Origin of the sequence: Pseudomonas sp. PS01300 (assembly GCF_029960155.1) — a bacterium.
In the GTDB taxonomy this organism is placed as follows: domain Bacteria; phylum Pseudomonadota; class Gammaproteobacteria; order Pseudomonadales; family Pseudomonadaceae; genus Aquipseudomonas; species Aquipseudomonas palmensis.
In genome coordinates, this window is sequence record NZ_JASCPN010000058.1 from 24,297 (window position 1) to 35,771 (window position 11,475).

The window sequence follows — 11,475 nt, forward strand, 5'->3', positions numbered from 1 at the left end:
TTTGGCGCGCCCCGGCCGATGGCGATTCACTGGCCACGCCACCCCTTCCAGCACGCGCGGTGACACCGCGCGTTGTCGTTTCTGGGCATCCTTCCCACAAGTGCTACCCAATTTCACAACGGGACTACAGACAGGCTTTGGCCCGGCCTTTTGCGTTTAAAAGCGACCCTGCGGGCGTGGGCGAACTAGACACATCGCGATGTCGTTTTCAGGTGTTGTTGAATGCGTATTCAAGTTTGGGCATGGCATTTGCGTTGGGTTTGGCAAAGCCCCTGCAATCGAACCGGGGCCATGACAAAAAGCCCGAGCCTGAGGCACACCCTGCATTGTGTGAGGAGAGATCGCGATGACGTCGTACAACTCCGCAACCCCAAACCAGAACCGCACCCCCCAATCCATCGGTTTCCTGCTGCTGGACAACTTCACGCTGATCTCCCTGGCCTCTGCGGTCGAGCCGCTGCGCATGGCCAACCAGTTGTCGGGTCGCGAGCTGTATCGCTGGAGCACCCTGAGCGTGGATGGCGGTCAGGTGTGGGCCAGCGACGGCCTGCAGATCACTCCTGATTCGGCGATGCACGCGGCGCCGGCGATGGACACCGTGATCGTGTGTGGCGGCATCGGCATCCAGCGCACCGTGACCCGTGAACACGTGACCTGGCTGCAGAGCCAGGCCCGCCAGTCGCGTCGGCTGGGGGCGGTGTGTACCGGCAGCTGGGCGCTGGCCTGTGCGGGGCTGCTCGATGGCTTCGATTGCAGCGTGCACTGGGAGTGCCTGGCCGCGATGCAGGAGGCCTTCCCGCGGGTGAGCATGAGCACGCGCCTGTTTACCCTGGACCGCAACCGCTTCACCAGCTCGGGCGGCACCGCGCCGCTGGACATGATGCTGCACCTGATCAGCCGCGATCATGGCCGCGAGCTGTCGGCGGCGATCTCGGAGATGTTCGTGTACGAGCGTATCCGCAACGAGCAGGACCACCAGCGCGTGCCGCTCAAGCACATGCTCGGTACCAACCAGCCCAAGCTGCAGGAAATCGTGGCGCTGATGGAGGCCAACCTCGAAGAGCCGATCGACCTGGACGAACTGGCGGTGTACGTGGCGGTGTCGCGGCGTCAGCTGGAGCGGTTGTTCCAGAAGTACCTGCATTGTTCGCCGTCGCGCTATTACCTGAAGCTGCGGCTGATTCGTGCGCGGCAGCTGCTCAAGCAGACGCCGATGTCGATCATCGAGGTGGCGTCGGTGTGCGGGTTCGTGTCCACGCCGCACTTTTCCAAGTGCTACCGGGAATACTTCGGGATACCGCCGCGTGATGAGCGGGTAGGCTCGAACACGGCCCAGCAGGTGGCGATGATGCCGCTGCCGCAGGCGCTGGTGCTGTCGCCGCTGGCCGGGCCGATGTCGGCGCTGAGTCAGGCGCGCAATGAGTCGACGTTTGCCAGTGTGAGGCTGTAGACCAGGCCGACAGCATCGCGGGTCAAGCCCGCTCCCACCGGTACATCGCTGCTCTGAAGGGCAGTGAAGCGCCTGTGGGAGCGGGCTTGGCCCGCGATGGGGTCAACCGTGAAGGCTTTTGTGGTTCGCCAGCGCCGGCAGCAACTGCTTGTCGATCGCCTGGCGCACCGCCGGCAGTATCGTCGCGCTGCCGGTGTACAACTGCTCCACCAGGCCGCGCAGGGCCCGGGCGCGTTCCGCGCTCAAGCCGCGTACCGCACATTCGCAGGCCTGCTCGGCGCTGGCGCCGGCAGGCATCTCGAAGCCCAGGGCGCGCAGTTGGCCCAGCAGGTCGTCCTGATCGATCAAATCGGCGTGCATCATGGCGGTTGTCCTTGTTCGAGGCGAAGGGTGCCCCGATTCTGGGAGCGCTGCGCGGTGGCGACAAGGGGCATGGCCGGCATACCTATGAACAGGTCGTTTTTGGCTAGATCAGTGACGTGCGCAGGCGCCCTCAGCCGCGCTTGAGCAGCGCCGCACAGGCGCTCTTGTAGGCCTCATGCTGATACTTGTTCAGCGTTCCCGGCAGCTCGAGATTGTGCTTCTTGGCCTGGGCGCTGACGGTCTGCGGCGACACCAGCTCCACCGTGCAGTTGTCCAGCAACTGCAGCACGCCCTCGATCTTGAAGGTGGTCGGGCCGCCGGCAAAGTCGCCCTTCTTGCTGCGCTTCTTGATCGCCAATTGCCCGATGCCATGCTCGCTGACAAAGGCTCTGACCTGTGCGGCGAATGCCTTTACCTGGGCGGCATCCTCGTCATCCTCCAGGCCGATCTTCTTGGTGGCCACGCCAACGTGCACGGGCTGGCCGGCGTCCAGGCTGGCCACGGCCAGCAGGGCTTCGCTGCCCTTGATTTCGATGCCGCAGATTTTCATGGGTTGCCTCAATCGGAGTTTTGCAGGCCAAGGGACTGCAGGTATTCGGAGCGGTCGTCGCTGCGTTGCGCCAGGCAGGTGTTCAGTGCGGCGTCGTACTCCTTGCCCGGTGTGCTGTCGAAGGTCTCGACCTTGCAGTCGGCGTCGCGTACTTGCTTCCACAGGTTCTGGGCGGCGTTCAGGCGGCTGCTCAGTTCGGTGATCTTCGCACCCTGGCCGGCATACTGTTCCTTGATGCGTTCGAGCAGGTCGCCGAAGGCGGCGTTCAGCTCGCGTTCGGCGACCGTACGGCTGTAGGCGGCGCAGGCGTAGTTCTGCTGGGCCGTCTCGACGTTGTCGCACGGGGTGGGAGCGTCACTTTCCTCGGCCTGTGCGCCCAGCGCCACAGCCGCAAGCACAAGCCATACCAGCGATTTCATCTACAGAGTCTCCCACCAGGGTGCGCGTAAAGGATCCGCGATTCTCGCAAAGCACCGTAGCAAAGAACAGCATGGCGAGCGGGCAATCGTCGGCACTGTTCGGCACCTTCCCGACGGGTGCCGCCCGGGCCCTTTGTCGCACCTTGACGTTTTCGGCAATTCCCCTGTCGTTTTTGCATCCTGGCGACCTGGCGCCTAGGCATATGCTGGCCCCAAAGCGCCGGCAGACGATTCGGCGCCGCAACGTCATACAAGGGGACAGCCTGATGAGCCCGGCCGAATTGCACGCAGACAGCATCGTTATCGACGGGCTGATCATCGCCAAGTGGAACCGCGAGCTGTTCGAGGACATGCGCAAGGGCGGCCTCACCGCCGCCAACTGCACTGTCTCGGTGTGGGAGGGCTTTCAGGCCACCATCAACAGCATCGTCGCCAGCCAGAAGCTGATTCGCGAAAACAGCGACCTGGTACTGCCGGTACGCACCACCGCCGACATCCGCAAGGCCAAGGAGCAGGGCAAGACCGGCATCCTCTTCGGCTTTCAGAACGCCCATGCCTTCGAGGACCAGCTCGGCTACGTGGAGATCTTCAAGCAGCTGGGCGTGGGCATCGTGCAGATGTGCTACAACACCCAGAACCTGGTGGGTACCGGCTGCTATGAGCGCGACGGCGGGTTGTCCGGCTTCGGTCGCGAAATCGTCGCCGAGATGAACCGCGTGGGGGTCATGTGCGACCTGTCCCACGTCGGCTCCCGAACCAGCGAGGAAGTCATCCTCGAATCGAAAAAACCGGTGTGCTATTCCCACTGCCTGCCCTCCGGGCTCAAGGAGCACCCGCGCAACAAGTCCGATGCCGAGTTGAAGTTCATCGCCGACCATGGCGGCTTTGTCGGCGTGACCATGTTCGCGCCGTTTCTGGCCAAGGGTATCGACGCGACCATCGACGACTACGCCGAGGCCATCGAATACACCATGAACCTGGTGGGTGAAGACGCCATCGGCATCGGCACCGACTTCACCCAGGGCCACGGCCAGGACTTCTTCGAGTACCTGACCCACGACAAGGGCTATGCGCGCCGCCTCACCAGCTTCGGCAAGATCATCAACCCGCTGGGCATCCGCACCGTTGGTGAATTTCCCAACCTCACCGAAACCCTGCTCAAGCGCGGCCACCCCGAGCGGGTGGTGCGCAAGATCATGGGCGAGAACTGGGTCAATGTCCTGAAAGACGTCTGGGGCGAGTAACCCCACGCCTCACCCAGCCGCATCCTTTTTCTTTTATGGAGTTCAGTTTCCATGGCCAAGATCGCCCCGCAATTGCCCATCGAAGTCGACAGCGAAACTGGTGTGTGGACCAGCGACGCGCTGCCGATGCTGTACGTGCCGCGGCATTTCTTCGTCAACAACCACATGGGCATCGAAGAGGTGCTGGGCGCCGACGCCTACGCCGAGATTCTGTACAAGGCCGGCTACAAGTCGGCCTGGCACTGGTGCGAGAAGGAGGCCGAATGCCACGGCCTGCAGGGCGTGGCGGTGTTCGAGCACTACATGAAGCGCCTGTCGCAACGCGGCTGGGGGCTGTTCACGATCCAGGACATCGACCTCGACAGGGGTACCGCCAGCGTCAGGCTCGAACATTCGGCCTTCGTCTATGTGTACGGCAAGGTCGGGCGCAAGGTCGACTACATGTTCACCGGCTGGTTCGCCGGCGCCATGGACCAGATCCTGGCGGCCCGCGGCAGCCCCCTTCGCACGGTCGCCGAGCAGGTCTACGGCGGTTCGGAACACGGCCACGACGACGGCCTGTTCATCGTCAAGCCCCTGTAAGTCGAGGAACCCGCCATGGCTTTCGAAGCAATGTTCCAGCCGCTGCAGATCGGCAAGCTGACCATCCGCAACCGGGTACTGAGCACCGCACACGCCGAGGTGTACGCCACCGACGGCGGCATGACCACCGAGCGCTACGTGAAGTACTACGAAGAGAAGGCCAAAGGCGGTATCGGCCTGGCCATCTGCGGTGGTTCTTCGGTAGTGGCCATCGACAGCCCGCAGCAGTGGTGGGCCTCGGTCAACCTGGCCACCGACCGCATCATCCCGCACTTCCAGAACCTGGCCGACGCCATGCACAAGCACGGCGCCAAGATCATGATCCAGATTACCCACATGGGCCGGCGCTCGCGCTGGGACGGCTATCACTGGCCGACCCTGATGTCGCCCTCGGGCATCCGCGAACCGGTGCACCGCGCCACCTGCAAGACCATCGAGCCGGAAGAGATCTGGCGCGTGATCGGCAACTACGCGCAGGCCGCGCGCCGCGCCAAGGAAGGCGGGCTGGACGGGGTGGAACTGTCGGCAGTGCACCAGCACATGATCGACCAGTTCTGGAGCCCGCGGGTCAACAAGCGCACCGATGAATGGGGCGGCAGCTTCGAGAACCGCATGCGCTTCGGCCTGGAAGTGCTCAAGGCGGTGCGCGAGGAAGTCGGCCCCGACTTCTGCGTGGGCATGCGCATCTGCGGCGACGAGTTCCACCCCGACGGCCTCAGCCACGAGGACATGAAGGAGATCGCCAGGTACTACGACGCCACCGGCATGCTGGACTTCTTCGGCGTGATCGGCTCGGGCTGCGACACCCACAACACCCTGGCCAACGTGATCCCCAACATGAGCTTCCCGCCCGAGCCGTTCCTGCACCTGGCGGCGGGCATCAAGGAGGTGGTGAGCGTGCCGGTGATGCACGCGCAGAACATCAAGGACCCCAACCAGGCCACGCGCATTCTGGAGGGCGGCTACGTGGACATGGTCGGCATGACCCGCGCGCACATCGCCGACCCGCACCTTATCGCCAAGATCAAGATGGGCCAGATCGACCAGATCAAGCAGTGCGTGGGCGCCAACTACTGCATCGACCGCCAGTACCAGGGCCTGGACGTGCTGTGCATCCAGAACGCCGCTACCTCGCGGGAATACATGGGCGTGCCGCACATCATCGAGAAATCCACCGGCCCCAGACGCAAGGTGGTGGTGGTCGGTGCCGGCCCGGCCGGCATGGAGGCGGCGCGGGTGGCGGCCGAGCGCGGGCATGACGTGACCCTGTTCGAGAAGAAGGAGGCGATCGGCGGGCAGATCAGCATCGCCGCCAAGGCTCCGCGACGCGACCAGATCGCCGGCATCACGCGCTGGTACCAGCTGGAGCTGGCGCGGCTGAAGGTCGACCTGCGCCTGGGTACGGCGGCGGACGTCGACACCCTCATGGACCTGCGCCCCGACGTGGTGGTGCTGGCGGTGGGCGGGCACCCGTTCATCGAGCAGAACGAGCACTGGGGCGCGGCCGAGGGCCTGGTGGTCAGCAGCTGGGACGTGCTCGACGGCACGGTGGCGCCGGGCAAGACCGCGCTGGTGTACGACACCATCTGCGAATTCACCGGCATGTCGGTGGCGGATTTTCTGGCCGACAAGGGCAGCCAGGTGGAGATCGTCACCGACGACATCAAGCCGGGAGTGGCGATTGGCGGCACCTCGTTCCCCACCTACTACCGCAGCATCTACCCCAAGGAAGTGATCATGACCGGCGACCTGATGCTGGAGAAGGTCTACCGCGAGGGCGACAAGCTGGTGGCAGTGCTGGAGAACGAATACACCGGGGCACGGGAGGAGCGGGTGGTCGACCAGGTGGTGATCGAGAACGGTGTGCGCCCCGACGAGACCCTGTACTACGCACTCAAGGAGGGCTCGCGCAACAAGGGCCAGATCGATGTGGAGGCGCTGTTCGCGATTGAGCCGCAGCCGATATTGAGCCAGCCGGGGGAGGGGTACCTGCTGTACCGGATCGGCGATTGCGTGGCGCAGCGCAACACCCATGCGGCGATCTACGACGCCTTGCGCCTGTGCAAGGATTTCTGATCGCTCTGTGAACCGATTGTCCCGGTCGCTCGGGCTTTTTGTGGGAGCGGGCTTGACCCGCGATGCAAGCACTGCGGTGTGTCAGGCGTGCCGCCATCGCGGGTCAAGCCCGCTCCCACAGTGTGTGCAACCGATCATATCGAGTGTGGGAGCTTCCCATGTTGAACACCCTGCTACCCCTGCTGCTGTTCGCCGCCCTCGGCCTGGCCGTGCTCGGCGCGCTGCGGCGCGTGCGGATGTGGCGCCAAGGCCGGCCATCGCGGGTCGAGCTGCTCAAGGGCCTGCTGGCCATGCCACGCCGGTACATGGTCGACCTGCACCACGTGGTTGCCCGCGACAGGTACATGGCCAACACCCACGTCGCCACCGCCGGCGGCTTCGTGCTGGCCGCCGTACTGGCGATCCTGGTGCACGGTTTCGGCCTGCACAACCGCCTCCTCGGCTACGCCCTGCTGGTGGCCACCGCCTTGATGTTCGGCGGTGCGCTGTTCGTCTACAGGCGCCGGCTGAACCCGCCCGCGCGCCTGTCCAGAGGCCCCTGGATGCGCCTGCCGAAAAGCCTGCTGGTGTTTTCCGCCAGCTTCTTCATCGCCACCCTGCCGGTAGCCGGCATCCTGCCCGAAGGTACCGGTGGCTGGGTGCTGGTGGCCTTGCTCGGGCTGGGCGTGCTGTGGGGGGTGAGCGAGCTGTTCTTCGGCATGACCTGGGGCGGGCCGATGAAGCACGCCTTCGCCGGTGCCCTGCACCTGGCCTGGCACCGGCGCGCCGAACGCTTCGGCGGCGGACGCTCCACCGGGCTCAAGCCGCTGGATCTGCAAGACCCGAGCGCACCGCTGGGTGTGGAAAAACCCAGGGACTTCACCTGGAACCAGTTGCTTGGCTTCGACGCCTGCGTGCAATGCGGCAAATGCGAGGCCGCGTGCCCGGCGTTCGCCGCCGGCCAGCCACTGAACCCGAAAAAACTCATCCAGGACATGGTGGTGGGCCTGGCGGGTGGCACCGATGCGAAGTTTGCCGGCAGCCCGTACCCCGGCAAACCGCTCGGCGAGCACGGCGGCAACCCGCACCAGCCGATCGTCGACGGCCTGGTGGATGCCGACACGCTGTGGTCGTGCACCACCTGTCGGGCGTGCGTGGAGGAGTGCCCGATGATGATCGAGCACGTGGATGCGATCGTCGACATGCGTCGCCACCTGACCCTGGAAAAAGGCGCCACGCCGAACAAGGGCGCCGAGGTGCTGGACAACCTGATCGCCACCGACAACCCCGGCGGCTTCGCCCCGGGCGGGCGCATGAACTGGGCCGCCGACCTCGACCTCGAAGTGCTGGGCGAGGTGCACGGCACCGACGTGCTGTTATGGGTGGGTGACGGCGCCTTCGACATGCGCAACCAGCGCACCCTGCGCGCTTTCGTCAAGGTGCTCAGGGCGGCCAATGTAGGCTTTGCCGTGCTTGGCCTGGAGGAACGCGACAGCGGCGACGTGGCCCGCCGGCTGGGCGACGAGGCCACCTTCCAGCAACTGGCCCGGCGCAACATCCGGACCCTGGCGCAGTACCGCTTCACACGCATCGTCACCTGCGACCCGCACAGCTTCCATGTACTGAAGAACGAATACGGCGCGCTGGGCGGGCACTACCAGGTGCAGCATCACAGCAGCTTCATCGCCGAGTTGATCGCCGCCGGCCGCCTCGACCTGGCGCCGCACAAGGGCGCCAGCGTGACCTATCACGACCCGTGCTACCTGGGCCGCTACAACGGCGAGTACGAGGCGCCGCGCCAGGTGCTGCGTGCGCTGGGCATCGAGGTGCGCGAGATGGCGCGCTCCGGCTTTCGCTCGCGTTGCTGCGGCGGCGGTGGCGGTGCGCCGATCACCGACATTCCGGGCAAGCAGCGCATTCCCGACATGCGCATGCAGGACATCCGCGAGACCGCCGCCGAGGTGGTGGCTGTGGGCTGCCCGCAGTGCACCGCGATGCTCGAAGGCGTGGTCGAACCACGCCCGCAGATCAAGGACCTGGCCGAGCTGGTGGCCGACGCGCTGCGTGAAGCGACGGTTGCCAGCACGCCGGTAGCAAGCCAACCAGAACCTGCGCAGGTGGACCCATGAGCGACATCATCCGGCGTGACCCGCGTGCCGAGTGGATTGCACGCAACCGTCTGCACCCGCTGCACGCAGCCATGCAGGCCCAACAGACGCAGTGGATGGGGCCCAATGGCGTGCTGCGCAAGAACCCGCATGCGGTGGGTTTCATCGGCCCCAATGGGATCAAGCGCATCGATCGCAGCGGCGCCAGCCAGGGCGCTACGAGCAAGCGCAGCGCCGCCGCCGAGGTGCTGGTGCCGCTGCATCAGGTGCCGTTGCCGGCGTTCTACATCGTGGTGGTGCCGGACATGGTCGGCGGGCGCCTGAGCAGCCACGACCGGGATGTGCTCGGGCTGGCCCACAGCCTGGCCGGCAGCGACGGCGCGGTGCTGGCAGTGGTGTTTGGCGAGCACAAGGAAACCGCCTTCGGCACGTTCGGCGTCGACCGCCTGCTGCAGATCGACGGTGACGCGTTCGCAGGTTATGCACCGGAGCAGCGGGTGCAAGGCCTGCGGGCTGTGGATAACCAGTTCAACCCGCGCCACTGGCTGCTGCCCGACAGCCGCAGCGGTGGCGGCGAGCTGGGCCGGCGCCTTGCCGCGGCGCTGGGCGAGCGCCCGGCCACGCGGGTGTGGCAGGTCAAGGACGGACTGTGCAGCGGGCGCGCCGGGGCTGGCCAGCAGGACCTGGTACGCGGGCTGGCGCGCCTGATCCTGGCGGCGGCCGAATGTGCCGAGCCGGTCAGCGAAACCCGCCATGAAGCCCTGCCGGTGGAGTTGTCCACAGGCGCGGCGCGCAGCCTGGCGCGTATCGAAGACCTCGGCCCGGTGCCGGTGGACCCGGCCACCATCGCCATGGCCGAGGCCGAATTCATCCTGTCGGGCGGCAACGGGGTCAAGGACTGGGCACTTTTCCACAGGGCCACCGTCGCGCTGGGGGCCACCGAAGGGGCCTCGCGGGTGGCGGTGGACGATGGCTTCATGCCGCGCAATCGCCAGGTGGGGGCCACCGGTACCTGGGTCACGGCGCGGGTGTATGTGGCTGTGGGTATCTCCGGGGCGATCCAGCATCTGCAGGGCATCGGTGCCTGCGACAAGGTGGTGGCGATAAACCTGGACCCCGGCTGCGACATGATCAAGCGTGCCGACCTGGCGGTCATCGGCGACAGCGCGGCGATTTTGCAGGCGCTGATCGAGGCTGTGGACAACTATCGCAACGGCGCCCGACGCGATGCGGCCTGAGGGGGCATTCATGAACATCAAGGTCATCAGCCTGGTCTCGATCGGCGCCCACCCCACCTCGGGGCGCATGCGCCGCGCCGAACAGGATGCGCGGGCCGTGGAACTGGGGTTGCAACTGGCTGGGGATAACCTGCAGGTGCTGCATGCCGGCGACCCGCACGAGCCTGCGCTGCGCGCGTACCTGGGCATGGGGCTGGCGCAGCTGGACGTGTTGCAGCAGCCCGCAGGCGCCGATGTGCTGGGCGTGCTCGGCGACTACCTGCGCGAGGCGGGGGCACAGTTGGTGCTGAGCGGCAGCCAGGCCGAAACCGGCGAAGGCTCGGGCATGCTGCCGTTTCTGCTGGCCGAGCGCCTGGGCTGGCCGCTGGTGGTGGGGCTGGCGCAGGTGGAATCCATCCACAATGGCGTGGCCCAGGTGCTGCAGGCCCTGCCACGGGGGCAGCGGCGCCGCCTGAGCGTGCGCCTGCCGATGCTCGCCACTGTGGATAACGCCGCGCCGGTGCCGCGCCAGAGCGCCTATGGGCCGGCGCAACGCGGGCTGTTGGCGGCCCATGAGGTGGCGGTGGTGGAGGACGAGTTATTCACAGATGCTGTATTGCAGCCGGCCAGACCCCGGCCCAAACGCCTCAAGGTGATCAAGGCCAAGAGCGGTGCCGACCGCATGAAAGCCGCCACGGCGAAGGCCAGTGGCGGCGGTGGACAGGTACTCAAGGGCGTGACCCCGAGCGAAGGCGCCGAGGCGATCCTGAAGCTGTTGGTGGAGGAGGGTGTGCTGCGCTGAAGGGTTGTGCACAAAGTCTGTTGGCGGTTCTGTGGATAAAGTGTTTGCCTATGGCTGCAGGCCACGTCAACCGTGGCCTGCAGGCTATTGTTCAAATAGTGATCAATACACGCCGCGAATTTTTCGCGGTTTTTTCATGCCCGTCGTCCAGCGAGACGGCAGTTTTGCTCACAATCCTTGTTGGCGGCTCTGTGGATAATCTGTTCGGACATGGCTGCAGGCCACGTGGTTAAAGGTGTTCAGCTATTTGATCAAAAAACGCACAAAACCTCGTCAATCCACCGCGAAATACTCACGCGGCAGCGAAAATCGGGGGTTTCGGCGGCTTATCCACATGGGTTATGCAAAGAGGGCTACTTGCACACAAAGTCTGTTGGCGGCTTTGTGGATAAGGTGTTCGTGCAGTGCTGGGGGGCACGTATTCAAAGGCTTACAGAGGTTTGATCACTTTTTGATCTATTGCACGCTGTGGATTGAAGGGCGCTGGGCGGAAGTTTTCCACAAGGGTTGCCCACAATTGCTGTGGGTGTGGCTGTGGATAAAGTGTTGGTGGAGTAGGTATGGGGCAGTAGGGGCTGGGGTTTGCGGGGGTTGGTCAAAATTTGTACAGTTAGCACCGGCCTCATCGTGGGTGAATCCCCCGCCCCCAAAATATACCCGGCCCGTGGGGGGGCGGGGGTGGCCC

The 11,475-nt window shown here is 65.3% G+C and carries 10 protein-coding genes; 7 read left to right on the forward strand and 3 right to left on the reverse strand.

The window, feature by feature from the left end; all coding sequences use genetic code 11:
• The first annotated feature begins 346 nt into the window (after positions 1–346).
• Entirely contained in the window at positions 347–1,450 is a 1,104-nt protein-coding gene (locus QMX96_RS21745; RefSeq protein ID WP_043860362.1) for a GlxA family transcriptional regulator, read from the forward strand.
• A gap of 102 nt (positions 1,451–1,552) precedes the next feature.
• Here the strand turns inward: QMX96_RS21745 and QMX96_RS21750 are convergent, their stop codons facing one another.
• From QMX96_RS21750 to QMX96_RS21760, 3 genes are all read right to left on the reverse strand, one after another.
• Positions 1,553–1,813, reverse strand: a complete 261-nt coding sequence (locus QMX96_RS21750) for a hypothetical protein (RefSeq protein ID WP_043860361.1) — start codon at positions 1,811–1,813, stop codon at positions 1,553–1,555.
• A 130-nt stretch (positions 1,814–1,943) separates the two neighbouring features.
• Positions 1,944–2,363, reverse strand: a complete 420-nt coding sequence (locus QMX96_RS21755; RefSeq protein ID WP_043860360.1) for a DUF3010 family protein — start codon at positions 2,361–2,363, stop codon at positions 1,944–1,946.
• Positions 2,364–2,371: 8 nt separating this feature from the next.
• On the reverse strand, positions 2,372–2,782 hold the full coding sequence (locus QMX96_RS21760) for a lysozyme inhibitor LprI family protein (protein ID WP_043860359.1): 411 nt from the start codon (positions 2,780–2,782) through the stop codon (positions 2,372–2,374).
• 266 nt (positions 2,783–3,048) lie between these two features.
• Here QMX96_RS21760 and QMX96_RS21765 point away from each other — a divergent pair, with 266 nt between their 5' ends.
• From QMX96_RS21765 to QMX96_RS21790, 6 genes are all read left to right on the forward strand, one after another.
• On the forward strand, positions 3,049–4,026 hold the full coding sequence (locus QMX96_RS21765) for a dipeptidase (RefSeq protein WP_043860376.1): 978 nt from the start codon (positions 3,049–3,051) through the stop codon (positions 4,024–4,026).
• Positions 4,027–4,077: 51 nt separating this feature from the next.
• A complete protein-coding gene (locus tag QMX96_RS21770; protein ID WP_054916693.1) occupies positions 4,078–4,608 on the forward strand; it encodes a 4-vinyl reductase in 531 nt (176 codons plus the stop codon).
• Between the two features lie 15 nt (positions 4,609–4,623).
• A complete protein-coding gene (gene dgcA / locus QMX96_RS21775; RefSeq protein ID WP_282362388.1) occupies positions 4,624–6,684 on the forward strand; it encodes a dimethylglycine demethylation protein DgcA in 2,061 nt (686 codons plus the stop codon).
• Positions 6,685–6,842: 158 nt separating this feature from the next.
• The gene (dgcB, locus tag QMX96_RS21780) at positions 6,843–8,792 is read left to right on the forward strand and encodes a dimethylglycine demethylation protein DgcB (protein WP_043860356.1); all 1,950 of its coding nucleotides are present in this window, start codon (positions 6,843–6,845) and stop codon (positions 8,790–8,792) included.
• A complete protein-coding gene (locus QMX96_RS21785) occupies positions 8,789–10,009 on the forward strand; it encodes an electron transfer flavoprotein subunit alpha/FixB family protein (protein WP_282362390.1) in 1,221 nt (406 codons plus the stop codon). The genes dgcB and QMX96_RS21785 overlap by 4 nt, the downstream gene beginning before the upstream one ends.
• Positions 10,010–10,019: 10 nt before the next feature.
• Positions 10,020–10,790, forward strand: coding sequence for an electron transfer flavoprotein subunit beta (locus tag QMX96_RS21790; protein WP_054916005.1), 771 nt, complete (start codon positions 10,020–10,022; stop codon positions 10,788–10,790).
• Positions 10,791–11,475 lie beyond the last annotated feature (685 nt).

What these genes read in the sequence shown, in the direction of transcription:
- QMX96_RS21745 (WP_043860362.1), top strand. Translation starts at nt 347, where the DNA reads ATGACGTCGTACAACTCCGCAACCCCAAACCAGAACCGCACCCCCCAA.
- QMX96_RS21750 (WP_043860361.1), bottom strand. Translation starts at nt 1,813, where the DNA reads ATGATGCACGCCGATTTGATCGATCAGGACGACCTGCTGGGCCAACTG.
- QMX96_RS21755 (WP_043860360.1), bottom strand. Translation starts at nt 2,363, where the DNA reads ATGAAAATCTGCGGCATCGAAATCAAGGGCAGCGAAGCCCTGCTGGCC.
- QMX96_RS21760 (WP_043860359.1), bottom strand. Translation starts at nt 2,782, where the DNA reads ATGAAATCGCTGGTATGGCTTGTGCTTGCGGCTGTGGCGCTGGGCGCA.
- QMX96_RS21765 (WP_043860376.1), top strand. Translation starts at nt 3,049, where the DNA reads ATGAGCCCGGCCGAATTGCACGCAGACAGCATCGTTATCGACGGGCTG.
- QMX96_RS21770 (WP_054916693.1), top strand. Translation starts at nt 4,078, where the DNA reads ATGGCCAAGATCGCCCCGCAATTGCCCATCGAAGTCGACAGCGAAACT.
- dgcA (WP_282362388.1), top strand. Translation starts at nt 4,624, where the DNA reads ATGGCTTTCGAAGCAATGTTCCAGCCGCTGCAGATCGGCAAGCTGACC.
- dgcB (WP_043860356.1), top strand. Translation starts at nt 6,843, where the DNA reads ATGTTGAACACCCTGCTACCCCTGCTGCTGTTCGCCGCCCTCGGCCTG.
- QMX96_RS21785 (WP_282362390.1), top strand. Translation starts at nt 8,789, where the DNA reads ATGAGCGACATCATCCGGCGTGACCCGCGTGCCGAGTGGATTGCACGC.
- QMX96_RS21790 (WP_054916005.1), top strand. Translation starts at nt 10,020, where the DNA reads ATGAACATCAAGGTCATCAGCCTGGTCTCGATCGGCGCCCACCCCACC.